Annotated in this window: 26 protein-coding genes; 18 read left to right on the forward strand and 8 right to left on the reverse strand. The window is 59.5% G+C overall.

The features are described 5' to 3' along the window. Positions 1 to 16: 16 nt before the first annotated feature. On the reverse strand, positions 17 to 2056 hold the full coding sequence (recQ, locus tag GS614_RS08800) for a DNA helicase RecQ (protein ID WP_171726043.1): 2040 nt from the start codon (positions 2054 to 2056) through the stop codon (positions 17 to 19). 76 nt (positions 2057 to 2132) lie between these two features. Further along, positions 2133 to 2420, reverse strand: coding sequence for a YggT family protein (locus GS614_RS08805; RefSeq protein WP_005980077.1), 288 nt, complete (start codon positions 2418 to 2420; stop codon positions 2133 to 2135). 128 nt (positions 2421 to 2548) lie between these two features. On the opposite strand from GS614_RS08805, the gene GS614_RS08810 reads away from it, so the two are divergent. The 10 genes from GS614_RS08810 to smpB all read left to right on the forward strand — a co-directional run bounded on the left by GS614_RS08810 (position 2549) and on the right by smpB (position 10765). Continuing rightward, entirely contained in the window at positions 2549 to 3916 is a 1368-nt protein-coding gene (locus GS614_RS08810; protein ID WP_171726044.1) for an MFS transporter, read from the forward strand. Continuing rightward, positions 3913 to 4776, forward strand: a complete 864-nt coding sequence (gene mepA / locus GS614_RS08815) for a penicillin-insensitive murein endopeptidase (RefSeq protein ID WP_171363464.1) — start codon at positions 3913 to 3915, stop codon at positions 4774 to 4776. The genes GS614_RS08810 and mepA overlap by 4 nt, the downstream gene beginning before the upstream one ends. Continuing rightward, complete coding sequence (locus GS614_RS08820) at positions 4749 to 5633, forward strand: esterase-like activity of phytase family protein (protein ID WP_171726045.1); 885 nt, start codon at positions 4749 to 4751, stop codon at positions 5631 to 5633. Before mepA ends, GS614_RS08820 begins: the two co-directional genes overlap by 28 nt. A 91-nt stretch (positions 5634 to 5724) precedes the next feature. Further along, the gene (locus tag GS614_RS08825) at positions 5725 to 6369 is read left to right on the forward strand and encodes a queuosine precursor transporter (protein WP_171117059.1); all 645 of its coding nucleotides are present in this window, start codon (positions 5725 to 5727) and stop codon (positions 6367 to 6369) included. Between the two features lie 264 nt (positions 6370 to 6633). Continuing rightward, positions 6634 to 7053 (forward strand): alternative ribosome rescue aminoacyl-tRNA hydrolase ArfB, encoded by a 420-nt coding sequence (gene arfB, locus GS614_RS08830; RefSeq protein WP_171117060.1) that lies wholly within the window; start codon positions 6634 to 6636, stop codon positions 7051 to 7053. A gap of 60 nt (positions 7054 to 7113) precedes the next feature. After that, positions 7114 to 7860 carry an SDR family oxidoreductase gene (locus GS614_RS08835; protein ID WP_171117063.1) on the forward strand — a complete coding sequence of 249 codons (747 nt, stop codon included), beginning with the start codon at positions 7114 to 7116 and terminating at the stop codon, positions 7858 to 7860. Between the two features lie 82 nt (positions 7861 to 7942). Beyond that, the gene (locus GS614_RS08840; protein ID WP_171726046.1) at positions 7943 to 8959 is read left to right on the forward strand and encodes a P1 family peptidase; all 1017 of its coding nucleotides are present in this window, start codon (positions 7943 to 7945) and stop codon (positions 8957 to 8959) included. A 113-nt stretch (positions 8960 to 9072) separates the two neighbouring features. After that, complete coding sequence (locus GS614_RS08845; protein WP_171172089.1) at positions 9073 to 9486, forward strand: cytochrome c family protein; 414 nt, start codon at positions 9073 to 9075, stop codon at positions 9484 to 9486. A gap of 201 nt (positions 9487 to 9687) precedes the next feature. Beyond that, positions 9688 to 10230, forward strand: coding sequence for an isopentenyl-diphosphate Delta-isomerase (idi, locus tag GS614_RS08850; protein WP_171172087.1), 543 nt, complete (start codon positions 9688 to 9690; stop codon positions 10228 to 10230). Positions 10231 to 10288: 58 nt separating this feature from the next. Further along, positions 10289 to 10765 (forward strand): SsrA-binding protein SmpB, encoded by a 477-nt coding sequence (smpB, locus tag GS614_RS08855; RefSeq protein WP_152459447.1) that lies wholly within the window; start codon positions 10289 to 10291, stop codon positions 10763 to 10765. On the opposite strand, the gene glpK is transcribed toward smpB, so the two are convergent. The 3 genes from glpK to panB all read right to left on the reverse strand — a co-directional run bounded on the left by glpK (position 10762) and on the right by panB (position 13997). Continuing rightward, positions 10762 to 12240, reverse strand: a complete 1479-nt coding sequence (gene glpK / locus GS614_RS08860; RefSeq protein WP_171726047.1) for a glycerol kinase GlpK — start codon at positions 12238 to 12240, stop codon at positions 10762 to 10764. The genes smpB and glpK overlap by 4 nt on opposite strands. A gap of 69 nt (positions 12241 to 12309) precedes the next feature. Then, positions 12310 to 13161, reverse strand: a complete 852-nt coding sequence (gene panC, locus GS614_RS08865) for a pantoate--beta-alanine ligase (RefSeq protein WP_171172085.1) — start codon at positions 13159 to 13161, stop codon at positions 12310 to 12312. Next, on the reverse strand, positions 13158 to 13997 hold the full coding sequence (gene panB, locus GS614_RS08870) for a 3-methyl-2-oxobutanoate hydroxymethyltransferase (RefSeq protein WP_171206684.1): 840 nt from the start codon (positions 13995 to 13997) through the stop codon (positions 13158 to 13160). Before panB ends, panC begins: the two co-directional genes overlap by 4 nt. Before the next feature lie 169 nt (positions 13998 to 14166). On the opposite strand from panB, the gene GS614_RS08875 reads away from it, so the two are divergent. From GS614_RS08875 to GS614_RS08900, 6 genes are all read left to right on the forward strand, one after another. Further along, positions 14167 to 15654: an ABC transporter substrate-binding protein gene (locus tag GS614_RS08875; protein WP_171726048.1), complete on the forward strand. Its 1488-nt coding sequence runs from the start codon at positions 14167 to 14169 to the stop codon at positions 15652 to 15654. A gap of 110 nt (positions 15655 to 15764) precedes the next feature. Next, positions 15765 to 16787 carry a hypothetical protein gene (locus GS614_RS08880; RefSeq protein WP_367397107.1) on the forward strand — a complete coding sequence of 341 codons (1023 nt, stop codon included), beginning with the start codon at positions 15765 to 15767 and terminating at the stop codon, positions 16785 to 16787. Positions 16788 to 16827: 40 nt separating this feature from the next. Beyond that, a complete protein-coding gene (locus GS614_RS08885; protein ID WP_171117079.1) occupies positions 16828 to 17775 on the forward strand; it encodes an ABC transporter permease in 948 nt (315 codons plus the stop codon). Further along, positions 17772 to 18587, forward strand: a complete 816-nt coding sequence (locus GS614_RS08890; protein WP_171206687.1) for an ABC transporter permease — start codon at positions 17772 to 17774, stop codon at positions 18585 to 18587. Before GS614_RS08885 ends, GS614_RS08890 begins: the two co-directional genes overlap by 4 nt. Further along, positions 18584 to 20182 carry an ABC transporter ATP-binding protein gene (locus GS614_RS08895; protein WP_171726049.1) on the forward strand — a complete coding sequence of 533 codons (1599 nt, stop codon included), beginning with the start codon at positions 18584 to 18586 and terminating at the stop codon, positions 20180 to 20182. Before GS614_RS08890 ends, GS614_RS08895 begins: the two co-directional genes overlap by 4 nt. A gap of 33 nt (positions 20183 to 20215) precedes the next feature. After that, a complete protein-coding gene (locus GS614_RS08900; RefSeq protein ID WP_171726050.1) occupies positions 20216 to 21667 on the forward strand; it encodes an aldehyde dehydrogenase family protein in 1452 nt (483 codons plus the stop codon). Between the two features lie 16 nt (positions 21668 to 21683). Here GS614_RS08900 and GS614_RS08905 read toward each other — a convergent pair whose 3' ends face one another. Both GS614_RS08905 and pncB read right to left on the reverse strand, forming a co-directional pair. Continuing rightward, on the reverse strand, positions 21684 to 22844 hold the full coding sequence (locus GS614_RS08905) for a hypothetical protein (RefSeq protein ID WP_171726051.1): 1161 nt from the start codon (positions 22842 to 22844) through the stop codon (positions 21684 to 21686). Between the two features lie 87 nt (positions 22845 to 22931). Further along, positions 22932 to 24224, reverse strand: coding sequence for a nicotinate phosphoribosyltransferase (pncB, locus tag GS614_RS08910; RefSeq protein ID WP_152459437.1), 1293 nt, complete (start codon positions 24222 to 24224; stop codon positions 22932 to 22934). 164 nt (positions 24225 to 24388) lie between these two features. Between pncB and GS614_RS08915 the strand changes: the two genes are divergently transcribed. After that, positions 24389 to 24919 (forward strand): hypothetical protein, encoded by a 531-nt coding sequence (locus GS614_RS08915; RefSeq protein ID WP_171726052.1) that lies wholly within the window; start codon positions 24389 to 24391, stop codon positions 24917 to 24919. On the opposite strand, the gene pncA is transcribed toward GS614_RS08915, so the two are convergent. Next, positions 24916 to 25509 carry a bifunctional nicotinamidase/pyrazinamidase gene (gene pncA, locus GS614_RS08920; protein ID WP_171363454.1) on the reverse strand — a complete coding sequence of 198 codons (594 nt, stop codon included), beginning with the start codon at positions 25507 to 25509 and terminating at the stop codon, positions 24916 to 24918. The genes GS614_RS08915 and pncA overlap by 4 nt on opposite strands. Positions 25510 to 25605: 96 nt before the next feature. Here pncA and GS614_RS08925 point away from each other — a divergent pair, with 96 nt between their 5' ends. Then, the gene (locus tag GS614_RS08925; protein ID WP_171726053.1) at positions 25606 to 26511 is read left to right on the forward strand and encodes a rhodanese-related sulfurtransferase; all 906 of its coding nucleotides are present in this window, start codon (positions 25606 to 25608) and stop codon (positions 26509 to 26511) included. Positions 26512 to 26576: the final 65 nt, after the last annotated feature.

Below are 26576 nucleotides of genomic sequence, written 5' to 3' on the forward strand. Positions count from 1 at the left end.
ACCTGTCCCGGCGTATCTAGCCCGCCTCACGCAGCACGTCCAGAAAGGCGGTGCCAAACCTTTCGTGACGCCGGTCGCCCAGCACCTGTTCAAGCCCGCGCAGGTCATCCGGGCGCATCTGTGCCACCTTTGCCAGTTGCGAGGCCGAGCAGGTCAGAGGCTTGTCTATCCCGTCGGGACCGCGGGACAATTGGGACTGTACTTCCAGCAAGCGGTCATAGATGTCGCCCTGATCGCGACCGGCCAGCTTGCGGCGCGCCGGGTGCAACGCCCGGGCCTCGCCCGCGATCACTTCAAGGAAGGTGTCGCCATAGCGCTCCAGCTTCTTGGCGCCGACGCCGCCAATCCGGGCCATCTCGTCCAGCGTCATGGGGCGCTTTTCCGCCATTTCGATCAGGGTGCGATCCGGAAAAATGACATAGGCCGGGACCCTGGCGGATTCTGCCAAAGCGCGTCTTTTGGCCTTGAGAGCCGACAGCAAGGGCGCATCTTCTTCGGACACCATGGCTTTCACGGCGGGGTGACGGGTTGCCTTGCGCAGGGCGTCCTTGCGCAGGTTGATCTTTGCCTCGCCCTTGAGAATAGGTTTGGCGGCCTCGGTCATACGCAAGGCCCCGTGGCGTTCGGGGTCGGGGCGCACCAGATCGTGCCCCATCATCTGGCGGAATATCGCCTGCCATTGCGCGCGCGACCAGTCCTTGCCGATGCCCCAGGTGGACAGGCCATCATGACGACGGGCGCGGATCTTGTCGGTCTCGTTCCCCAGAAGGATGTCGATCAGATGACCGCTGCCAAACCATTCCTCGGTGCGAAGAATCGCGGACAAGGCCATTCGGACGGGTGTTGTTCCATCAAATACTTCGGGCGGTGTATCGCACAGGTCGCATTTGCCGCAGGGTGCGGCCTGTTCCCCGAAATAACCCAGCAGGGTCTGGCGGCGGCAGTGCAGCGCCTCGGCCAACCCCAGCAGCGCGTTCAACCGCGCATGATCCGCCATGCGGCGTTCGGGTGGCGCCAGCCCCTCGTCAATCTGGGATCGCCGCAAACGTATATCGTCGGGGCCGAACAGGGTCAGGGTCTCGGCCGGCCCGCCATCGCGGCCGGCGCGGCCGATCTCCTGGTAATAAGCCTCGATCGATTTCGGCAGGTCCGCATGGGCGACCCAGCGAATGTCGGGCTTGTCGATGCCCATGCCAAAAGCCACGGTGGCCACCACGATCAGCCCGTCCTCGCGCGCGAAACGGGTTTCGACGATGCGGCGGTCCTCGGCCTCCATCCCGCCGTGATAGTGGCAGGCGCTGTGGCCCTGTTCGCGCAGCGCCTGCGCCAGAACTTCGGTCTTGTTGCGGGTGCCGCAATAAATGATGCCCGACTGGCCTCGGCGGGCGTCCGCGAAATCCAGGATCTGCCTGCGCGGGCTGTCCTTGGCGGCAAAGGCCAGGTGGATATTCGGCCGGTCGAAGCCCCGCAGAAACTTGCGCGGGGGTGTGCCGTCGAACAGTTTCTCGACGATTTCGTCCTGGGTTTCCGCATCCGCCGTGGCAGTGAAGGCGGCCAAGGGCAGGTTCAGCGCGCGCCGTAGCTCTCCGATCCGTAAATAATCAGGGCGGAAATCATGGCCCCACTGGCTGACGCAATGGGCCTCGTCCACCGCGATCAGGCTGACATTGATCCGCCGCAACATGCCCAGCGCCGACCCGGCGGCCAGCCGTTCAGGCGCCATGTAAAGCAGTTTCAGCCGCCCGTCCTCGAGAGCCTCCCACACGGCATCTGTTTCCTCGGGGGTGTTGCCCGAGGTCAGCGCACCGGCCTCGACCCCGGCTTCTTGCAGCCCCCGCACCTGATCGCGCATCAGGGCGATCAGCGGCGAAATCACCACCGTGACCCCGTCGCGCAGCAGGGCAGGCAGTTGATAACACAGGGATTTGCCGCCCCCGGTGGGCATGATCGCCAGCACGTTCTGGCCGGCGGTTACGGCATCGACGATCTCTTCCTGCCCGGGGCGGAATTCATCGAATCCAAAGACATCTCGCAGCAGAGGCGCGGCGTCGAACATGTGCGTGGGTGCCCTGTTTCAAGATTTGACTGCTCTTGAAAGGACAATCACACAGTCGGAATCAGGGAACAAGAGGTCAGTAGAAATAGACCGCGTTGTTGATCAGTATGATCCGCAGCGCATAGACCCCGATCAGCACCACCAGCGGCGTCAGGTCCAGACCGCCCATGTTGGGCAGGATACGCCGGATCGGGCCATAAATAGGCTCTAACAGGCGGTTCAGCCCGTACCAGATTTGCGCGACCAGCTGTTGGTGCAGGTTGAGCACCTGAAAGTTGATCAGCCAGCTCATGATCACATGGGCCAGGATGATGAACCAGACAATGTCCAGGATCAGCAGCAGGATTTGGATCAGCGACAGCATGGGTTCTCCGTATTCTTGTTGGCCGAGACCTAAGCACCATGGCGACAAAGAGCAAGTGTCTGGCACTCAACGCTTGCGATTTGAATTAAAGCCCAGTCATATAATCGCAACGATAAACAGGGGCAAAGATGGCAGAAATATCCAAGCGCAGGCGCATCTGGGGCTGGTGGTTCTTTGACTGGGCCAGCCAACCCTACCACACCCTTCTGGTCACCTTTGTATTTGGCCCATACTTCGCAGGCGTCGCCGCCGGGTATTTCACCGCTGAAGGGCTGGATGCGCAGGCGGCTGCGGCGCGCGCGCAGACTGTTTGGGCGAACTGTCTGACGATCACCGGGTTGATCATCGCATTTGGCGCGCCGCTTCTCGGGGCGATGGCGGATGTCTCGGGGCGGCGCATCCCGTGGATATTTGCCTTTTCGGTCATGTATGCGGTCGGGTCTGCGGCGCTTTGGTATACGATGCCCGATGGCTCGAACATGTGGCTGATGCTGTCGGCTTTTGGTTTCGGCTTCGTAGGTGCGGAATATGCGCTGATCTTCATCAACTCGCAGCTACCCGATCTGGGCGATGACAGCGAAGTGGGCGAGATCTCGGGCTCGGGCTTTGCCTTTGGCTATTTTGGAGGGCTGATTTCGCTGGCGATCATGCTGGCGCTGTTTGTGGAACAGCCAAACGGCAAAACCCTGATCGGCATGGTGCCCGCCTTTGGTCTGGATGCTGCCACCCGGGAAGGCACGCGTTTTGTCGGCCCATTTACGGCAATCTGGTTCATTCTGTTCATGGTGCCGTACTTCCTGTGGGTCCGCGATGATGCGGCGATAGACAGGAAAGGAAGCGTGGGAGAGGCGCTGCGCCTGCTGTCGAAATCAGTGTCTAACTTGCGCTATCGCGTCAGTCTGGCCAGTTACCTCGGTTCGTCCATGTTCTATCGCGACGCGCTGAACGGGCTGTACAGTTTTGGTGGTGTCTATGCGCGGCTGGTGTTGGAATGGGATCTGATCAAGATCGGAGTATTCGGGATCGTCAGCGTTCTCGCCTCGGCCGTTTTTGCGTGGATCGGGGGGAAGGCAGACAAGAAATACGGCCCGAAGCCGGTTATATTGGTGGCGATCTGGGTATTGATTTTTGTCTGCGTCACAGTGGTGTCGATGGACCGGACGCAGATCTACGGCATCGGCCTGCCTGACGGATCCAACCTGCCTGACCTCGTCTTCTTTGGCTGTGGTGTGCTGATCGGTGGCATGGGAGGCATTCTGCAATCGGCCAGCCGTTCGATGATGGTGCGCCACACCGACCCTGAAACCCCGGTCGAAAGCTTTGGTCTTTATGGTCTGTCGGGGCGTGCGACCGCTTTTGCGGCCCCGTTGTTGATCGGGATTGCAACAACCGCAACCGGCAGTGCGCGTCTGGGGGTGTCACCAATCATTCTGTTGTTTATTCTGGGTCTATTCCTGATGCGCTGGGTCAGACCGGAAGGGGATCAGAGCAGATGATTTTACTACGTTTTTTGGCACTATTGGTAATAACCGCGCTGGCGCATACGGCATCAGCGCAGCCCTTGGCAAAGCAGTTGTTCGGGGCACAGAAGGTAAGCTCGCAACAAAAAGCAGCGGCGTTCGGCAGTTATTCGCGCGGATGTGCGGCCGGATCGGTTCAATTGCCCGAGACCGGGCCCACGTGGCAGGCAATGCGGCTGTCGCGCAATCGCAACTGGGGGCACCCCGAAGCGATCGATTACGTGCAGGACCTCAGCCGGTTTGCAGCGAAACAGCCGGGTTGGAACGGTCTCTATATCGGGGATATCAGCCAGCCGCGGGGCGGGCCAATGACTTCGGGCCACCGCTCGCACCAGCTGGGGTTGGATATCGATATCTGGATGCTTCCGGGTGACAACATGCGCCTGTCGCGCAAGGCGCGCGAGAATATTTCGTCCATATCGCTGCGCCGCTCGAACGGTGCCTATGTCAACAGCAACTGGACCAAACAGCACCACGCGGTACTGCGCGAAGCCGCCAAGGACAAGCGCGTGGCACGTATCTTCGTTTTCCCCGGGGCTAAGGTTCAGATGTGCAACGATGAAAAAGGCAACCGGGCCTACCTGCGCAAGATTAGGCCCTGGTGGGGGCATCACTACCACTTTCACGTACGCCTGAAATGCCCAAGAGGATCAAAGGGATGCGTCAACCAGGATGCACCACCCAAAGGCGATGGCTGTGCCGAGGCGCAACAATGGGTGCGTAACATCCTGAACCCGCCGCCGCCCGACCCGAACGCGCCGCCGCCCAAGAAACGCCGGGAATATGTGCTGGCCGATTTGCCGAAACAATGCGCCTCAGTCTTGCAATCCAAGTAGGTGCGGCACTGTTTCTCGCCACGGCTGCCTCTGGAGTGGATGTAAAAACCGCCACACATCAAAGCAGTTTTGCATGGCGTGACAAGGCGGATTGGTTCGGTGGATTCTCGGCGCTGCTCATTTCGGACAATGGGCAGCAGATGATGGCGCTGAGCGACCGGGCACGGTTGGTGACGGCGCGCATTGACCGTCTTGATGGCGAGATCACCGGCATTCGCATTCTGGGGCAATGGCCGGTTCTGTCCAGCAATGGGCATCTCATGTCCGGCGGCGTTGGCGATTCCGAGGGGATTGCGGCGGCTCCTGACGGTGGATTCTATATCTCATTCGAAGGGGTGCACCGCGTCGCCCATTACCCCGCACCGGGCACGAAGGCGCGTGTATTGCCACGCCCGCAGGCATTTCAGCATCTCGCCGACAACGGGTCCTTTGAAGGTCTGGCCATCGACAGGCGCGGGCGGCTGTATACGCTGCCGGAAACGAACCGCACCTCGGACGGAGATATTCCCGTCTATCGCTGGAATGGCCAAACCTGGTCGACCCCATTTGTTCTGCCCCAGCGTGGTTGGTTCAAACCGGTTGCCGCTGATTTCGGTCCTGATGGGCGGTTCTACGTGTTGGAGCGAAACCTCACGGCAATCGGGTTTCGCTCGCGCCTGCGGCGGTGGGATCTGACAGGCGACGTGCCAAACGCCGAGGAAACCCTGTTCGAAACCGGAACCGGCGCGCATGACAACCTCGAAGGCTTGTCGATCTGGCGGGATGATCGGGGACGTTTGCGGGCCACGATGATCTCGGATGACAACTTTCTGGCACTGCAACGGACCGAGTTGGTCGAGTATCTGCTGCCCGATTGACACGCGGCAGATGAAGGTCTAAACGCACAGCCTGCCTTGGGACGGTCCCTTGGCCAAGTCGCCGCTACCTTGTCAAAACGGGCATCAAAAAATGCAACGCAACTTTATTCCCGGCATTCTTGCCATGGCCGCCATCGTCGTGGCCTCGAACATCCTGGTCCAGTTCCTGATCTTTGATGGCCTGTTGACCTGGGGCGCCTTCACCTATCCGTTGGCCTTTCTGGTCACTGACATCATGAACCGCGTCTACGGTGTGGGCCCTGCCCGCAAGGTTGTTTTCGCGGGCTTCGTCACCGGGGTGATCTGCTCACTGATCGGCAGCCAGATCATGCTTCAGGGCGACGGGTTCACCTATGCCGCCGTGCCGCTGCGCATCGCCGTCGCCTCGGGCACTGCGTTCCTGATCGCGCAGCTGACCGACGTCACCGTGTTCAACGCCATGCGTGAAGGCCGCTGGTGGCGCGCGCCGCTGGTGTCCACACTGGTCGGGTCGGCGCTGGATACAGCGATCTTCTTCACAATCGCGTTCTCGGCTTCGGTGACCGTCTTCGGCGCCGATGCGGATGCGGCCATCAACTGGGCGTGGGAGCCCGTGCCCTTCATGCTGTCAGGCCCCGAGGCGCCCCTGTGGGTGACGCTGGCCTTTGCCGACTGGCTGGTGAAGCTGTCGCTGGCCCTGGTCGCGCTGATCCCCTTCAAGGTGATCGTCGCGCGCCTGACCGCACGGCCCGCGTAAAAAAACGCTTTGAGAGTGGCACAAGTTGTGTCACCATCCTTTTCAACCGCAACAGATAGAAAAGGAGGTGATCCGGTGTCGAGAAAGAGATTGGAGAGAGGTGTCGGAACAACCGGGGGGAAAGCCTGCTAGGGCAGCCCTTGGCGGAGCGTTCGCTCCGGCTGGTCGATTGATCTAACCGACCCGACCTCCTGAACTTTCGAAGGGCCGTCCCAAAAGGGGCGGCCCTTTCTGTTTCCACCCGTGCCCTGTAAGGTCGGGCCCATGTTGCGCATCACCGACGATATCATCTTGCAAGACTGGGAAATGACCGAAAGCTTCATGCGTTCCTCCGGTCCAGGTGGGCAGAATGTGAACAAGGTCTCGACCGCGGTCGAGCTGAGGTTCGAGGCCGCGCGCTCACCCTCGCTGCCCGATCCGGTCAAGGCGCGGCTGAAACGGCTGGCCGGGCGCCGATGGACCAAGGATGGCGCGATCATCATTCAATGCGAAGAAACACGTTCCCAAGCCCGCAACAGGGAAATTGCGCGAACAAGGCTGGCCGAGCTGATCGGCAAGGCGCTGGTCAAACCCAAGCGGCGCATCGCGACGAAACCCACCTATGGTTCGGTCAAACGCAGGCTTGCGGCGAAAAAGGCGCGGGGCGACGTCAAGGCGCTGCGCGGCAAGGTGTCCGAAGATTGATCTGGCATCTCGTCCGGGCGTTGATAGTCTGGCCTGCAAAAGGTGCAGGAGAGTAACACCATGAGGCTGGAGGGAAAAACCGCAATCGTCACTGGCGGTGCATCCGGGTTTGGTGCGGGGATCGTAAGGAAGTTCCTGGCCGAAGGCGCGCGTGTCATGATCGCTGACATCAATGGCGATGCTGCGCATGAACTCGCAACCCGGCTTGGGTCCGAGGCGGTGGCCCAGCAGGTCGATGTAGGCGAGGGCGCTTCGGTTCAGAAGATGGCGGATGCGGCTTTCTCAACCTTCGGCCATCTGGACATCCTTGTGAACAACGCCGGTGTGACCCACCTGCCAACGCCGCTGGAGGAGGTCAGCGAAGCGGATTTCGACCGTGTTTTCAACGTGAACATGAAATCCGTCTATCTGACCGCCCGCGCATTGGTTCCACCCATGAAGGCGCGCGGGGCGGGTTCAATACTGAATGTTGCTTCAACCGCGGGCCTGTCACCGCGCCCGAACCTGAACTGGTACAACGCTTCCAAGGGCTGGATGATCACCGCAACCAAAACGATGGCGGTCGAGCTCGCCCCGTCCGGCGTGCGGGTGAACGCGATCTGCCCGGTTGCCGGGGAAACGCCGCTATTGAAATCCTTCATGGGCGAGGATACGCCCGAAATCCGTGCCAAATTCCTGTCGACCATCCCGTTGGGCCGCTTCTCAACCCCCGAAGATATGGCCAATGCCGCCTGTTTCCTGTGTTCGGACGAGGCCAGCATGATCACCGGCGCCGCGCTCGAGGTGGACGGAGGCCGATGCATCTGACCCGCTCTTCATCTGGCCAAAAATATCCCCGCCGGAGGCAGCGCGCGCCAGCGCGCTTTCCCGCTCAACCGCCGAGCCTTGCATGATCCCCGGACCCAGAAACCTGATCACGGATGTCCCCGGCCTGAAGGTCGGCAACGCACAGAACGCAACTTTGAAATCAGGCGTCACCGTCCTGACCGGCGCGCAACCACTCCGAGCCTCGGTGCATGTGATGGGTGGCGCTCCCGGCACGCGCGAGACAGATTTGCTGGCCGCCGACAAGACCGTTGAAAAGGTGGATGCGATCGTGCTTTCGGGCGGGTCGGCCTTCGGGCTGGATGCCTGTTCGGGTGTCATGGACGCGCTGCATGCCCAAGGCCGCGGGTTTCAGGTGGGCTCCGCCGTGGTGCCGATCGTGCCCGGGGCGATCCTGTTCGACCTGCTGAATGGCGGCGACAAGGCGTGGCACGAGAATCCCTATCGCGCATTGGGCCGCGCGGCGTTCGAATCCGCGTCGGACCGGTTCGAACTCGGAACTGCAGGTGCAGGAACCGGGGCTTTGACCGCGATGCACAAAGGCGGGTTGGGTTCGGCCTCGGTTGTTTTGGACAGTGGTGTTACCGTTGGCGCATTGGTCGCGGTCAATCCGCTGGGCAGTGTCACCACGCCGGGTGACAGGCATTTCTGGGCAGCCCCCTTTGAAGTGGGCGGCGAATTTGGCGGGTTGGGGCCTGATTCCAATGCCGGACTTGGCCAACCAACGGTCAGTCGCAAGGCGCAGGTGATGCAGTCCGCGAACCCGGACAAGGCCAATACCACGATTGCCATCGTTGCGACGGATGCGGCCCTGACCAAACCGCAATGTCAGAGACTGGCCGTTGCCGCCCATGACGGTATTGCCCGCGCCATTGTACCCGCCCACACGCCGGGGGATGGTGATCTGGTATTCGGGGTCAGCACGGGCGCGCGGGGTGTCGCCACCGACACCGAACCTGGTGTCATCGGGCATGCGGCCTCGCTGTGCCTGGCGCGAGCTATTGCGCGCGCCGTGTATCTTGCGACTCCGGCCGCGGGCGATCTGTTGCCTTGCTGGTCCGAGGTACATGACAAAAGTTAAGGACATCCTATTTGTCGCAGTGGCACAGTAAGCGCGCGCGGCAATCTGCGCGTTGACTCTTTTTTGCGCCGACGGTCCATTCGGTGCAGCCAATTTCTATCGGAGCAAAAGCTATGAATCGCATCCTCGCTACCGCAATCGTCGGCCTTCTGGCCCTTCCTGCTTATGCTGAAGGTGACGCTGAGGCGGGCAAGAAAACCTTCAACAAATGCAAGTCCTGCCACATGATCGCCGACCCGGCAGGCGAAGTGATCGTCAAAGGTGGCAAGACCGGCCCCAACCTCTATGGAATCGCGGGCCGCACCGCCGGTACCGTTGAGGGTTTCAAATACGGAGACAGCATCGTTGCCGCCGGTGAGAAAGGTCTGGTCTGGGACGAAACTACTTTTGTCGAGTATGCTCAGGACCCCAAGGCATTTTTGAAAACCTATCTGGATGACACATCCGCCAAATCGAAAATGACCTTCAAGCTGAAAAAGGGTGCCGAAGACGTCTATGCCTATATCGCAAGCGTGTCGGGTGAATAACACCTGATACTGTGCACCACTGCACAAGGACCAAAGGCCGCAGCCCCTGCGGCCTTTGGTGCGATTGATAACAGTGTGGAACAGCGACACTTTGAAGTCAGCCGGTGGATTGCCAAGCAACGCCGCAAAGCCAAGCCGGTCCGGCAACAGCTATAATCAAAATCAGGGCTCGTCAGGCGGATTGGCAGCAGGAGAGGACAGATGGGTATCATGATCCCAGCTTGGGTCGATGGTGAGTTGACCCCTGTAGACAAGCTTGAAGTTCACGAGAAGGGGCTCAAGCACAAGGCTGTGTCGGTTTTTGTCGTACGGGGGACCGAGATCCTGTTACAGCGTCGCGCATTGGGCAAGTACCACACGCCCGGCCTTTGGGCGAACACCTGCTGCACGCATCCCGATTGGGACGAAAGCTCGTCCACCTGTGCCGTACGCCGCCTGCGTGAAGAGCTTGGGATCACAGGTCTGTATCCCGAATACCGACACCGGCTGGAATATCACGCCGATGTGGGCAACAGCATGGTGGAAAACGAGGTTGTCGACGTCTTTCTGGCCCATGTCCGCGGCCCGCTGAAAATCGCGCCCAACCCGGATGAAGTCATGGATATCCGTTGGATCGACTATCACGATCTGTTGGCCGAGGTGAAACGCCACCCGGACCGGTTTACGCCCTGGTTGAAGATATATCTTCACAACCACGCGGACACGATTTTTGGCCCGGATCTGATCATTTCTGCCAAATCATGACCTCGGCTGGAAATCCGTGCCTTGCAAGGGCGGCGCAAGCCGCCTAAATCAACGCGTCATGGCCAAGCAGAAGACAGACCCGAATTACAAAGTGATCGCCGAAAACCGGCGCGCCCGCTTCGATTATGCCATCGAGGACGACATCGAATGCGGTATCGTTCTGCAAGGATCCGAGGTCAAATCCCTGCGCGCGGGTGGCTCCAACATCGCGGAAAGCTATGCCACCGTCGATGATGGCGAGCTGTGGCTGGTCAACAGCTACATTGCGCCATACGAGCAGGCCAAAGTGTTCAAGCACGAAGAACGCCGCCGTCGCAAGCTGCTGGTGTCCCGCAAACAGATGTCCGATTTGTGGAATGCAACCCAGCGCAAGGGCATGACGCTGGTGCCGCTGGTTTTGTATTTCAACCACAAGGGGTTGGCCAAGATCAAGATCGGCATCGCCAAGGGTAAGAAAACCCATGACAAGCGCGAAACCCAGGCCAAGCGGGATTGGTCACGGCAGAAACAGCGTTTGTTGAAAGACCACAGCTAGAACGCCATCGCTGCCTGTACCGCACGTTGCCAACGCTCATAAGCCGCATCGCGTTCGGCTTGTTCCTGCGTTGGTTCGAACCGGCGATCCAGCGCCCATGTTTCCGCAAACCCGGCCTGATCCGGATAAATTCCGGCTTTCATGCCTGCCAGCCATGCGGCGCCCAGGGCTGTCGTCTCTTGCATGACAGGGCGGTCCACAGGCGCGCCAAGACAGTTCGACAGGCCTTGCATGGTCCAGTCAGACGCGGCCATCCCGCCATCGACGCGCAGGATGACATCGGCATCGGCGCCCCAGTCGCCCTGCATGGCATGCCACAGGTCGCGGGTCTGGAAGGCGATGCTTTCCAGCGTGGCGCGGGCAATCTCGGCCCGGCCGGAATTGCGCGTCAGCCCGAACAGCGCTCCGCGACAGTCAGGTTTCCAATAAGGCGCCCCGAGGCCGGTGAAGGCGGGCACAAGCACCACATGCTGGTTCGGATCGGCCAGAGCCGCCAGTTCGCCGCTTTGTGGCGCCGCATCAATGATCTGCAACGCGTCGCGCAGCCATTGCACTGCGGCCCCCGCGATAAAGATCGACCCTTCCAGCGCATAAGTTCGCCGGCCGTCCAGTTGATAAGCGATCGTCGTCAGCAGGCGGTTTTTCGACTGAACCGGCTGTGCGCCTGTGTTCAGCAGCGCAAAGCAGCCCGTGCCATAGGTTGATTTCATCATACCGGGCTGGAAACAGGCCTGCCCGATGGTGGCGGCCTGCTGGTCGCCTGCAACGCCCAGAATGGGGATGTCGCCCCCGAACAAAGTGGTGGTTCCGAAATCCGCGGCGCAATCCTTTACTTCGGGCAAAAGGTTCAGGGGCACGTCCAGCAGGTCGCAAATCTCGGCGCTCCACGTGCCTGAGTGAATGTCGAACAGCAGGGTACGGGCGGCGTTGGTGGCATCGGTTGCATGAACACGGCCTTCGGTCAGCCGCCAGATCAAGAAACTGTCGATCGTGCCGAACAGCAGGTCTCTGGCTTCTGCCCGCGCGCGGGCACCCGAAACGGTATCCAGCAGCCATTTGACCTTGGTGCCCGAGAAATAAGGATCCAGCAGCAGACCGGTCTGAGCGGTAACGTCATCCTCGCACCCGGCCTGTTTGTAGCGCGCGCAGATATCGGCGGTGCGGCGGTCCTGCCAGACGATGGCATTGTGGATGGCCTTGCCGGTCTGTTTGTCCCAGACAACCGTCGTTTCGCGCTGGTTGGTGATGCCGATACCGGCAATCTGATCCGCTGAAACGCCGGTGGTTTCCATCACCTCACGGCACACGTGCAGAACGCTGGACCAGATATCCTCGGGGTCGTGTTCAACCCAGCCTTCCTGCGGGAAGTGCTGGGGAAATTCCTGCTGGGCAGTGCCGACAGGCCGCATCTGCGCGTCAAACAGAATGGCGCGCGAAGACGTAGTGCCTTGATCGATTGCCAGAATATGGGTCATTTCCGCTCTCCCCCGGTATCGTTTTGCGGGACTTTAGCGCAAACAATGGCGAAGGGGCCAGTGCAGAAATCAGGCCGGATTGACAGGGATATTGTCGATCAGGCGGACACCGTCGGCCCAGGCTGTGACGAACAGGCGGGCGGGTCGACTTGCGCTGGACAGGCTTTCCAGCGTCTCGGCACAGCGCAGGTCGACATACTCGACTTCGGTGAACCCGACCTTCAGCAGGGTTTTCTTGGCATCCTGCGCCAGTTTGGCAAAGCCTGCTCCCTTAGCCAGATCGTCGGCCACCTGTTGCATGACGCCGTTCATTTGTTCTGCGACCTTCAACCCTTGGGGGGAAAGAAGAAGATTGCGCGACGACATCGCCAGGCCCGAAGGTTCTCGGACAGTCGGGCAGCCGATCACCTCGATTGGGATGTTTAGATCACGCGCCATCCGGCGGACAACCAGCAGCTGTTGATAGTCTTTTTCCCCGAAATAGGCTCGATCCGCCTGTGTTTGCAGGAACAGCTTGGCGACCACCGTGGCGACACCTTCGAAATGTCCGGGGCGGAAGGGGCCTTCCATCACGTCGGTCAGACCGGCAACCGATACCGTCGTCGAAAACCCTTCCGGATAGATTTCCTGCGGGTCCGGCACATAGATCGCATCCACACCATAAGGGGCCAGCTTTTGGGCGTCTTCATGCTCGGTGCGGGGGTAATTTGCCAGGTCTTCGGGATTGTTGAACTGCTTGGGGTTCACAAAAATCGTCACGATCACCCGGTCGCAGCCCTGTTTCGCCGCCTGTGCCAGTGACAAATGCCCCTCGTGCAGCGCACCCATGGTCGGAACCACGCCGATGGTCTCACCGTTTCGATGCCAAGTGGTGGTTTTGGCACGCAGCTCGGCCAGAGAGCGCAGAATCGGTGCGGTCATGTCTTTTGTCCTTTGGCCGGAGCCTGATCGGCAAAGACATGTTCATCCGCCGGGAAGGTCCGCGCGCGGACTTCGGCCGCGTATTCCGCGATGGCCGCTTCGGCCAACGGACCAAGCTCGGCATAGCGTTTGACGAATTTGGGTTTGAAGGCGGTGAAAAAGCCCACCATGTCGTCCACGACCAAAATCTGCCCGTCACAGCCCGCAGATGCACCGATGCCGATGGTCGGGATTGCAATCTCTTCGGTGATCTGGTTCGCCAGACCTTGGGGCACTTTCTCCAGAACGACCGAGAACGCGCCAGCCTCGGTCACGGCGCGGGCATCCGCCATGACGGCTTCAGCCTGCTCGTCCCGGCCCTGCACCTTGTAGCCGCCCAGCGTATTGATCGACTGCGGCGTCAGTCCGATATGAGCCATCACCGGAATGCCTCGTTTCACCAGAAAGCGGATGGTTTCAGCCATTTCCACCCCGCCTTCCAGTTTGACCGCGCCTGCATTTGTGTACGCCATCAGGCGTGCGGCGTTACGAAAGGCTTGCGCCGGGCTTTCTTCATAACTTCCGAAAGGCATGTCGATGACCATCATCGCACTTTTCAGGCCGCGTGATACGGCCTGACCATGCAGGATCATCATCTCCATCGTGACACCCAGCGTGGATTCCAGCCCGTGCAGCACCATGCCGACGCTGTCACCGACCAGCACAAAATCGCAATGGGCGTCCATCAGGCGCGCCATTGGCGTGGTATAGGCGGTCAAAGAGACCAGAGGTTCGCCGCCTTTTCGGGCGCGAATGTCCTCGGCGTTCGGGGCTTTCTTGCGGGCGGTGGCGCTCATGGATCGCTCCTGCAGTATTATGTTGCAGTGCGGCATAGCAGATCGGGAGGGGCCGAAGAAACCCCGGTTGCGCGAACATTCCCTTGATTGACCTGAGGTTTACAGGAAGACTGTCAGTAAAATGGCCCTGAAAACAAGGGCACAACCCATTTCAGTAGGGAGAGTTCACATGACAAAATTCCTGTTCCGGACATTTGCATCGACCCTGGCCGTAGGGGCCAGCCTGCTTGCCACGCAGGCTTTGGCCAAGTCGGACATCACCATTGCGATGCAGCTTGAGCCGCCGCATCTGGACCCGACAAGCGCCGCGGCGCAAGCCATCGACTCGGTGGTTTACACCAATATCTTCGAAGGCCTGACACGTTTCATGGGTGACGGCTCGGTCGTGCCCGGATTGGCGGAAAGCTGGGAGATTTCCGAAGACGGGACGGTCTATACCTTTAACCTGCATGACGGGGTGACCTTCCATGATGGCACCACCATGGACGCCGAGGATGTCAAATTCAGCCTTGACCGCGCAATCGCGGAAGACAGCGCCAACGCGCAGAAGGCCCTGTTTGCCGGTATCGAAACCGTCGAGGTCGTCGACCCGCTGACCGTGAAGGTTACCCTGTCAGAGCCGAACGGAAATCTCCTGTTCAACCTGGCCTGGGGGGATGCGGTCATCGTCGCGCCGGAAAGCATAGACAACATCAAGACCAACCCGGTTGGTACCGGTGCCTATACCTTTGGAAACTGGGTGCAGGGCGACAGTATCACGCTGAACCGAAACCCCGATTACTGGGGCGAACAGCCCGCATTAGAGACTGCAACGTTCAAGTTCATCTCGGACCCGACCGCCGCTTTTGCCGCCATGATGGCCGAGGATGTCGACGTGTTTGACAACTTCCCGGCGCCGGAAAACCTGCCCCAGTTCGAGGCCGACCCGCGCTTTCAGGTCCTTGTGGGGTCGACCGAAGGTGAGACGATCCTGTCCACCAACAACAAGCAGCCTCCGTTTGATGATATCCTTGTTCGTCAGGCATTGGCCCATGCCATTGACCGGCAGGCGATCATCGGCGGCGCAATGTTTGGCTATGGCACGCCGATCGGAACCCACTTTGCGCCGCACAATCCGGCTTACGTCGATCTGACCGCGCAATCCGCTTACGACCCCGAAAAAGCCAGAGAGTTGCTGGCAGAGGCCGGATTCGAAAATGGGTTTGAGACTACATTGCATTTACCCCCGCCGTCTTATGCCCGTCGGGGGGGCGAAATCATAGCGGCGCAGCTGGCCGAGGTCGGCATCACGGCCGAGATCATCAATGTGGAATGGGCCCAATGGCTGGAAACGGTGTTCAAGGGCAAGGAATTCGGTCTGACCATCGTCAGCCATACCGAGCCTATGGATATCGGCATTTATGCGCGGCCTGACTATTACTTTCAGTATGACAGCACGGATTTTCAGGCGCTGATGGACACTCTGAACACCACCACCGACCCCGAAGAACGCACCCGTTTGCTGGGTGAGGCGCAGCGCCTGATCGCAAGCGACTATGTCAATGGCTACCTGTTCCAGTTGGCCAAACTGGGCGTTGCGAAAGTCGGCGTTCAGGGCCTTTGGGAGAACGCGCCCACCGCCGCAATCGATCTGACTCAGATCAGCTGGTCCGAGTGATGTTACAGCCCGGGCCGCGCCGGGCGGCCCGGACCTTCCATTGTGTCAGGGTGTTCTCACGTATGTTCTTGCTCCGTGCCATTCCCGTCTTGGTTTTAGGTTTTTTCCTGGTGCTCGGTTCCTCTGTCGCGGCCACGGCGCAGAATGTGTTGGGGGGGCGGCTGGATGCCCTGCCCGGAACGCCCGAGAATCCGTTGAATGTTGGGATCGGCATTCGCATCGACCAGATCACCGGTGTTGATCAAAAGGCCGAAAACTATGGCGCGGTTGTGGTCTTGCGGGTGGAATGGACCGATCCGGCGCTGGCGTTTGATCCTGAGGAACTGGGGAGGGATATCAGGGTCTTCAACCCGCCCGACCTTGCCAATCATGCGGCAAGTATCGGGTCCGTTCTGCCGGCTTTTGTCATTCACAATCAGCAGTCCAACAAGTGGATCCACGAATCCGCCGCATCCCTGCGTTACGACGGGCGGGTGCTGTATGTCGAAAAATCGTCTCTTACACTCCAGGCGCCTCATTTCGATTTCCGAAAATACCCGTTCGACACGCAGGAGTTTCATTTCGAGGTCGTTTCGGTCTTTCCCTCTGAATACGTCACTTACCATCCGTTGAACGAATTCTCGGGCCTCGGAGATCAGCTGGGCGAAGAAGAATGGATTCTGAACAATGCACGGTTGGAAACATCCAGGGTCTTGGGTCTATCCGGCAAAGAAAGCGATCAGGTCGCGCTTGTTTTTGAGGGCAATCGACATCTGACCTATTACGTCATTCGGGTTTTCCTGCCGATGCTTGTCTTGATCTCGGTCGGCTGGGCGCTGTTTTTTCTGGATGAATACCGCCGGAGGATCGAGATTGCGGGCGGCAACCTGCTGGTCTTCGTCGCGTTCAACTGGGCAATATCCGCAGATCTGCCCAAGCTGGGTTATCTGACTTTTCTGGATTTTGTCCTTCAGTGTATGTTCCTGATGACCGGGGCGCTGATCGTGTTCAACGTCGCGCTGCGACGATTGAAAGTGTCCGGCAAGGAGGGGGCGGCGCGCACTTTGGACAATTATGCGATCAAGTGGATCTATCCACTGGGCTATGCCGCGATCGTTGCCTATGCGGTTTCCGCTTTCCTTCTGGTGCCTTAGACGCTGGACCCGTGCCTGATGTGACCCTAACGTGGTGCCAATGCTCCGCTACGTCCTCAAACGACTGATTTCCTTGCTTGTCAGCCTGGCCGTCGCCTCGGTGGTCATCTTCGCCGTGATCGAGGTTGCCCCGGGTGATCCGGCCTCGTTCATGCTGGGCGTCAATGCGCAGGAGGACACGCTGGCGGCGCTGCGGGCCGAGCTGGGCCTGGATGGGTCAAAGATACAGCGCTATTTCCACTGGGTTGGCGGCATGCTGGTGGGCGATTTCGGCACCTCATACACCTATCGCACACCGGTGTCGCAGATGATCGCTGACCGGCTGTGGGTGTCGTTGCCCCTGGCACTTTATGCGCTGACGCTGTCCACGTTGATCGCCTTTCCCGCCGGAATCTATGCCGCTGCGCGTCGGGGCAAACCGGGGGACCTTGCAGTGATGGGGGCGACGCAGCTTGGCATCGCAGTCCCGAACTTCTGGTTCGCGATGATGCTTGTGCTGATCTTCGCCATCAATCTGCGCTGGTTCAATGCGGGCGGGTTTGCCGGTTGGAACGACGGTCTGTGGGTCGGCCTGCATTCCCTGACCCTGCCTGCCGTGGCTCTTGCCTTGCCACAGGCGGCGATTCTGGCGCGCGTCATGCGGTCGGCCTTGCTGGACATTCTGGGTGAGGATTTCATGCGCACGGCTCGGGCCAAGGGCCTGTCCCGTCGTCAGGCCCTTTGGCGGCATGGGGTACGAAATGCGCTGATTCCGGTGCTGACCATCATCGGCTTGCAGTTTTCCTTTCTGCTGGCGGGATCGATCATCATCGAACAGGTGTTCTATCTGCCGGGCCTCGGGCGGCTGGTGTTTCAGGCCATTTCTGCCCGAGACCTCATCGTCGTGGAATCGGTCGTGATGCTGCTGGTCTTCGCCGTGATAACGGTCAATTTCCTTGTCGATCTTGCTTATGCGGCCGTGGACCCACGACTGAGGAGCAGGACATGAACCGGAACCTGATCCTTGGGGCCTTGTTGTCGTCGCTGGTGGTTCTGGCCGCGTTGGTCTCGTTCATCTGGACCCCCTACGACCATGCCGCGCTGGACATTCCCAATAAATTGCAGCCACCAAACGGGCAGCATTGGTTTGGGACCGATCATTTCGGCCGCGACATGTTCTCGATGATCATGGTCGGTGCGCGTACGTCAATTGCGGTGGCGCTGGTGGCCGTCGGCATCGGCATGGCAATCGGCGTTCCTCTTGGACTGGCGGCGGCCGCGCGCAAAGGCTCATGGCTGGATGAGGTCATCATGCGTGGCAACGATCTGGTCTTCGCTTTCCCTTCGCTGGTGATCGCCATCCTGATCACGGCCGTCTATGGCGCCGGAGCGATCAACGCCATTGTTGCGATCGGCATTTTCAACATCCCCGTCTTTGCCCGTATCACCCGCGGGGCTGCTTTGTCGCTTTGGGAGAGAGAGTTCATCCTCGCCGCCCGTGTGTCGGGCAAAGGGGCCGCGCGGATATCGGCTGAACATATTCTGCCCAACGTGGCCAATCTGCTGATCGTGCAGGGGACCATCCAGTTCAGCCTTGGCATTCTGGCCGAAGCGGGCCTGTCATATGTAGGTTTGGGCGCTCAACCTCCGACGCCCAGCTGGGGCCGGATGCTGGCAGACGCACAGACGATGGTCAGTTTTGCCCCGCATTTGGCTCTGATTCCGGGTCTGTCGATCATCGTCACGGTGCTGGGTCTGAACCTGTTGGGCGACGGAATGCGGGACTGGCTGGATCCCCGGATCAGGGTGGCGCGGGCATGAGTTTGTTGCAGATTGAAAACCTGTCGCTGACGATCCACGGGATACCGATTCTGAAACAAGTCAGCTTGTCGATCGACCCCGGCCAGATCGTGGCGGTGACGGGTGAAAGCGGCTCGGGCAAATCGATGACCGCATTGGCGGTGATGCAACTGCTGCCGCATGGGGCCAGCACGGAAGGTGCGATCTGGCTGGACGGTCAGGATCTGTTGACACGGTCAGAGCCCGATTTGTGCGCCTTGCGCGGCGCGTCCGTGGGGATGGTGTTTCAGGAACCGATGACAGCGCTCAATCCGGTGAAAACCATCGGTGATCAGGTAATGGAGACGATCCTGATCCACAAGGCGATGCCCCCGACCCAGGCCCGAACATGCGCCAAAGAGGTGCTGACCCGCGTCGGCTTGCCGCCTGATCGGTTCCCCCTTTCCCGCTATCCGCACGAACTGTCCGGCGGGCAACGGCAACGCGTGGTCATTGCCATGGCCATCGCTCTGCGCCCCAGGCTGCTGATCGCGGACGAGCCGACGACAGCGCTGGACGTCACGACACAGGCGCAGATTCTCGACCTGCTCAAGGGGTTGGTGCGCGAATACGACATGGGGCTGCTGATGATCACCCATGATCTGGCCGTTGTCTCTGATATGGCTGACCAGATCATCGTCATGCGCCACGGAGAAGTGGTTGAAAGCGGGGCCACACAGCACCTGCTGCATCACATGCAACACCCTTATACCCGAATGCTGTTCGAGGCGTCTGGTCATCAGGTCACTTTGGCGGAACCCGCGCACCCGCAAACGTTGCTGGAGGTAACCCAGGTTGTCCGGGACTACCGATTGCCCCGAAAAGGCCTGTTGGACGCGCCGCGCCATCACCGGGCGGTGGATGGTGTCAGCTTCTGCCTCAACCGAGGCGAGCGGTTGGGGCTGGTCGGGGAATCCGGATGCGGAAAATCGACCCTGACACGGGCAATTTTGGGCTTGGAGGAGGTTCAGTCCGGTCAAATCCGGCTGGGTGGTCAGCCGGTATTTTCCGGTCACAAACCCAACCTTGCCGTGCGTCGGAGGATGCAGGTTGTGTTTCAGGACCCATATGGCAGCTTCAACCCCCGCCACCGCGTCGCGCGCCTGATCACCGAGCCTTTCCACCTGCTGGACACCCCGCCCACCGGATCAGATCGACAGGATCGGATCTCGGAAATATTGACGGCCGTCGGCCTCAACCCCGACGAAGCGGGCAAGTACATCCACGAATTCTCGGGCGGGCAACGACAAAGGATCGCCATTGCACGCGCCCTGATCATCCGGCCCGATCTGATCCTGTTCGACGAAGCGGTTTCGGCGCTTGACGTTTCGGTCCGTGCACAGATCCTCGATCTGCTCGCTGAACTGTGCGACGCCTATGACCTGACCTATCTGTTCATCAGCCATGACCTGAGCGTTGTCCGCACGATCACCGACCGTGTGCTTGTGATGCAGTCCGGGCGGATCGTCGAACAGGGTCAGACCAAACAGGTGTTCGAAAACCCGCAACATCCCTATACGCAAACCCTGATTTCCGCTGCGCCCCGGTTGCCCGAGATAAGGCCACTGATTGCATAAAGTTCCTTGTTAGAGCCTGAATGGAGGCCTAAAATGACCCAGAAGATTTGGTTTGATCCCACCTTGTGCCTGATCGACGGGCGTTGGAGCCAGGCGGCTGCGGGCGACAGCCTGCCCTTGATCAACCCTTCGGACGGGACCGAGATCTGCCGGATCGCCCGAGGGTCCGAGGCGGATATCGACGCGGCGGTACAAGCCGCCCGTTCTGCGTTGAATGGTGATTGGGGGCGAAAGACGGCGTTGGAACGCGGCCGCATCCTGACACGGTTGGGCCAGCTGGTGCTGGACCGGGTGGACGATCTGGCGCAGCTCGAGGCGATGGATGTCGGCAAACCGCTGACACAGGCCCGGGCAGACGCGGTCGCCCTGGCGCGCTATTGCGAGTTCTATGGCGGCGCGGCCGACAAGGTGATGGGCGAGACCATTCCCTATCTCGATGGCTACACCGTCTACACCCTGCGCGAACCGCATGGGGTGACGGGCCATATCGTGCCCTGGAACTATCCGATGCAGATTATCGGGCGTTCGGTCGGGGCGGCGTTGGCCATGGGCAACGCCTGTGTTCTGAAACCTGCGGAAGAGGCCTGCCTGACCGCGCTGGCCTTTGCCCATCTTGCGCAACAGGCCGGGCTGCCAGCCGGAGCATTGAACGTCGTGCCCGGTCTGGGGGCCGAGGCGGGTGCGGCGCTGTCGGGGCATCGGGGAGTCAACCATATCTCGTTCACCGGTTCGGTTGCCACCGGGGCCCTTGTGCAGCAGGCGGCGGGACGCAATGTGGTGCCCGTGACGCTGGAACTGGGCGGGAAATCCCCGCAATTGGTTTTTGACGATGCCGATCTGGATGCAGCGCTGCCGTTTCTGGTGAATGCGGGGATCCAAAATGCGGGCCAGACCTGTTCGGCCTCGTCCCGGATCCTGGTGCAGCGGGGCGTCTATGAGCAGGTCAGATCGCGCATGGCCAAGGCCTATGAAGAACTGACGGTCGGCCCGGCGATGCAGGATCTGCGCGTTGGACCGTTGATCTCGGACCGGCAGAGACAGATTGTCAGCGGCTTTCTGAAAACCGCCACGGACCTGACAATCGCTGCGCAGGGACAGATTGTCGATGACGCACCAGAAACCGGAGCCTATGTCCGGCCCACTTTGTTCGCAGACGTGCCGCCAGATCATCAGTTGGCACAGGACGAGATTTTCGGCCCGGTTCAGGTTCTGATCCCGTTTGACACCGAAGAACAGGCTCTGACCATAGCGAATAGTACGGAATACGGCCTGGTCGCCAGCGTCTGGACGCGGGATGGTGCGCGACAGATGCGGTTGGCTAAAGCGCTGCACTCAGGTCAGGTTTTCATCAACAACTACGGTGCAGGCGGCGGCGTTGAATTGCCGTTTGGTGGGGTGGGAAAATCCGGCCATGGCCGCGAAAAAGGGTTCGAAGCTTTGTACGGCTTTTCACAGTTGAAGACAGTTGCCGCGTTTCACGGGTAACATTTACCCAGGCAGTTCAGATCAGCTTTGCTTCCAATGCGTGATTGCCCCAAATCTGTGATGTCCGCGTGGCAGAATGCCCACTGAACCAACCTCCGACGACTTCGTCGGCAACCTTGGCGCTGGGGGGGAACTTTTGTCTGCCGCCGTCTGCCAGGATCACCAAGTCAAACCAGACCCGAACTGAATACGGCGCATTGATCCGGCCTGAATTCAGGTTGTACTTGTGCCAGTGTACCGGGCAGCTTAGGAAAACGACCTTGTTGAATTGTGCCCCCATCTCGGCGGCTTTCATGACGACATTGCAGCCGTGGCTGTGGGCAACCACATCGCAGCCGTGATAAGCCTCAAGATCTACCCAGTTTTTCAGGTGTTTGGCAGCAATATGTCGGCCGCGGTCGGACCACCGGCCCTCCCATTCATAGTAGTTCTGCCCTGAAAAGATGTCGTTGCGATGCGGCCTGATGTAATTGTGCAGATCTCCGACATGGGGATAGTACCATGTAGGGTCGGGATTGACTTCGAAGTGAGTGCCATGAACCAGAAGCAACCCCGGCGCACCGGCTTTCTGTTGCGCGGGCGCCGGTGGAACCTTCGAACCCGGCGGGTCTGAAATCAGAGCGGACGACAGCACAGTAAGCAAATCTTGCGAGAGCGGCTCCAACTGCGCCCAACGTGCCATAAACACACCAAGCCAAAGACGTGGCGGAAAAGATTCCGGCGAATACAGTTTGAGGCACGAACTCAGTGCGGCAAGAGCAACAATTGAATCAGGGGCCGCCAGCCCAAGCTTCAAAGCAGCGTCAATATGTTCGACGCTCGGCTGTTCTTCTGCTGCTCTGATCGCCTCGAACAAACGTTGGTAATACCCCTCAGGCTCTGGCGAAGTAAGCAGGTCAACGGGCCTTGGATCGCCGGGGCCATCAAAGAAACGCATATATTCGTGGGCGGATATTTGGCGGTCGTCAATTGGCCGGAATCCGAGCATGACAAGCTGTTTGGACAGAACGGCATCGTCGGTTTCTTCCCAATCGCGGCCCAACAGTAAAAGGTCGCTGTCATCGCCTTCGGCTTGCAGAAACTGCGCGCGGGATATCAGGTATGCGGCGTAGGAAAAAAGTGAAAGCTCATCCCGGGATCCCCCGGTATCGTAGAAGTTCCTTGGTTCAAAAATCATTGTATCTCAACCTTAATGCTCAATGGGAATGCCTTCCAAAATAGCATCAGGTGAGGTGCCGATAAATGATGAATGCACCGCCGTGGTTCAGACGATCACCTCGATCGCCTTTTGCGCTCCGACTCCAAACACCCGCTTGTAGCGTTCGATCTGGTCCTCCGGACCCATCGCCTTTTCAGGGTTGTCCGACAGTTTCACCGTCGGGCGGCCATTGGCGGATACCGCTTTGCAGACCAATGAGAACGGTGCCAGCGCGTCATTGGGGACGAGTCCGCGAAAATCGTTGGTCAGCAAGGTTCCCCAACCGAAGGAAATATTGGCGCGGCCCGCGAACTGGGCATGCAATTCCTGAATTTTCTCGACATCCAGACCATCAGAGAAGATGATCCGCTTCCCTGTCGGGTCTTCGCCGCGTGCGTTCCACCAGTCTATTGCGACCTCGGCCGCTGCTGCCGGGTCTCCGCTGTCGATGCGAATGCCGGTCCATCCCGCCAACCAGTCAGGAGCATTGTCCAGAAACCCCTTGGTGCCATAGGTGTCGGGCAGGATGATGCGGAGGTTGCCGTCATGCTCGTCATGCCAGTCGCTGAGCACGTCATAAGGCGCCTGCGCCAACGCTTCATCCGTATCTGCCAGCGCGGAATAGACCATGGGCAGTTCATGCGCATTGGTGCCGATGGCCTCGACCTCGCGTCGCATGGCGATCAGGCAGTTTGAAGTTCCGGTAAAGGATGCGCCCAGCCCTTCGATCATCGCCTGCACGCACCAATCCTGCCACAGGAAGGAATGCCGCCGTCTGGTGCCGAAATCCGCGATCCCAAGCCCGTTTATCGAGCTCAACTTTTCGATCTTTTCCCAAACCCGGGTCATCGCGCGGGCGTAAAGCACCTGCAATTCGAACCGGCGCATGTCGTTCAGCACCGCGCGCGAGCGCAGCTCCATCAACACCGCCAGCGCGGGGATTTCCCACAACATGACCTCGTGCCACTTGCCTTCAAAGGTCAGTTCAAATTGGTCACCTTTGCGTTCAAGGTGATAGGGCGGCAGGCGCAAATTCTCGAACCACTCCATGAAGTCAGAGCGGAACATCTGCCGTTTTCCATAGAACATGTTGCCGCGCAGCCAGGTGCTTTCCCCACGGCTGAGGCTGAGAGAGCGGATGTGATCTAGCTGTTCCCGCAGCTCGCCTTCATCGATCAAACGCGCCAGAGGTACGTGATTCGACCGGTTGATCAACGAAAAAACGACATCTGTTTGAGGCTTGTTTCGAAACACTGACTGGCACATCAGCAGTTTGTAGAAATCAGTATCGATCAAAGACCGTACAATCGGGTCAATCTTCCATTTGTGATTGTAGACGCGGGTCGCGATGTCGACCATGGGGAACTCCTGCGATTTCCGTAGTTAGATCAATCGACTCTGGAAATAGCAAGAGTCACTGATTTGGTGACAATGCCAGTTTGACGTCACAATACCGGCATATTGTGCATTGTTTTTACCGGTTAGTGAGAAGAGGGGATGGAAAGTCGAAACTGAGTTTGTGAATGGGTATCGAGTACGATTTTGATATTGTTAACGTAGCGCTGGAAGATCTGGACCCCGAAAAGCTGGGGTCTGCCTCTGATAGGGAACGCCAGGTATGTGCGGTGTTCCGCGATATCAGAGCTGCGGACGCGTTGCGTGGAACATCGCCGAAAATCCGCAAGATTTTCATGGATGCCGGATTCAGCCTCGAGTCGCGCAACAGCGGCATCGTGCCAGGTGTTTTTCCGGCCGAGGATCATGCGGATCGGGTGCGAATTCTGCGGTCGCTGTTTGACAACATCAGGACGCGTGGAATTCAGGGTGAATATTGCGGCGATTTCAACCTTTGGGATTTCCTGCATTATGTGCGAACCGCGCAACCCATGGCTGGGATCGTACGCAGCCGACCGATGCGCGTTCCGCCACCTCCGTCAAACCAAACCAACCCGGAACGTCGCACGATACCAGGGCGCATTGGGTTCGCGCTGGGTCTGGCGGTTGTTCTGTTCGTGATGATCAAGCTTCTGGCCGCCGCGGGCGCCACACCTTAGGTCAATACGACTCCGGCATCCCGCATCGCCTGTTCGGCGGCTGCCAGCGAACCGTCCATATCAATCGCGCGGCACGCGCCCATGCGGACCGTGACATCGAAACCCAACCTGGCGGCATCTACCGCAGAATAACGCACGCAGTAATCGGTGGCCAATCCCACAAGGGTCAAACGGTCGATGCCGCGTGTATCCAAATAGCCTTTAAGGCCTGTCGGTGTCTGGTGGTCATTCTCGAAGAATGCGGAATAGCTGTCGATGGCACTGCGGAACCCCTTGCGAAGGATCAGGTCGCCATACGTGCGCAATTCGGGATGAAACCCGGCGCCGCGCGTGCCCTGCACGCAGTGGTCGGGCCACAGAACCTGTGGGCCATAGGGCATGTCGACCAGGTCGAACGGGTTTTTGCCGTCGTGGGAACTGGCAAACGAAGAATGCCCCGCCGGATGCCAGTCCTGAGTCAGGATCACGGCATCGAATTCATCCATCATGGCGTTTATCGGTGCGACGATCTCGTCCCCTTCTGCCACGGCCAGTGCCCCACCTGGGCAGAAGTCGTTCTGGACATCGATCACGAGCAGAGCATGGGTCATGGCGGCCTCCTTTTACCGCTCTATCGGTAGGCGGCGGCGCGCGGGGCGTCAATGCAATCCCTTGCGACTCTGGGTCTGCAAAGGTAGATCGCGCATATGTACACAATCGCTGCCCTCTATCACTTTACACGTTTCGCGGACCCGGCCGCGTTGCGCGACCCCTTGCTGGACCTGTGCCGCGCGCAGTCTGTCACAGGTACGCTGCTGCTTGCCCAGGAAGGGATCAATGGCACGATCGCCGGCCCGCGGACCGGAATTGACGCCGTGCTGTCATATATCCGATCCTTGCCCGGTTGCGCTGATCTGGAGTGGAAAGAAGCGACCTCGGACCACCCGCCTTTCGGCAAGATGAAGGTGCGGTTGAAGAAAGAGATCGTGACCATGGGCCAGCCCGACGTGGACCCGCGCGCTCGCGTCGGCAACTATGTCGACCCGCAGGAGTGGAATGACCTGATCCGCTCTGACGATGTGGTTTTGATCGACACGCGAAACGATTACGAAGTGGCAATCGGGACGTTTGAAGGCGCAATAGACCCTGAAACGGCCAGTTTCCGCGATTTCCCGGCATGGTGGGAACAGAACAAGGACCGCTTTCACAACAAGCGGGTCGCCATGTTCTGCACGGGCGGTATCCGTTGCGAGAAATCCACCAACTACCTGTTGGGGCAGGGGGTCGAAGATGTCTATCACCTCAAAGGCGGTATCCTGCGATATCTTGCGGAAATCCCCGCCGAAGACAGTTCCTGGCAGGGTGAATGCTTTGTTTTCGACAATCGCGTTTCGGTTGGCCACGGGCTTGTTGAAGGGCCGCACAAGCTTTGTCATGGATGCCGGCGTCCTATCCTGCCCGAGGATATGAAGCGCCCGGAATACGAGCACGGCGTTTCATGCCATCAATGCATCGATGAGACGTCCGATGCTGACAAAATGCGCTTTCGCGAGCGGCAAAAGCAGATCCTGCTGGCGCGGGAACGGGGTGAGGCGCATCTGCGGCAGGATTGAATTCGGGTTGCGGGCGATGCCTTTAGGTCGGATGATTGCCCGAAGACCGGATTGAAGGGGCGTTC

Origin of the sequence: Ruegeria sp. HKCCD6604 (assembly GCF_013110635.1) — a bacterium.
Lineage (GTDB): Bacteria > Pseudomonadota > Alphaproteobacteria > Rhodobacterales > Rhodobacteraceae > Ruegeria.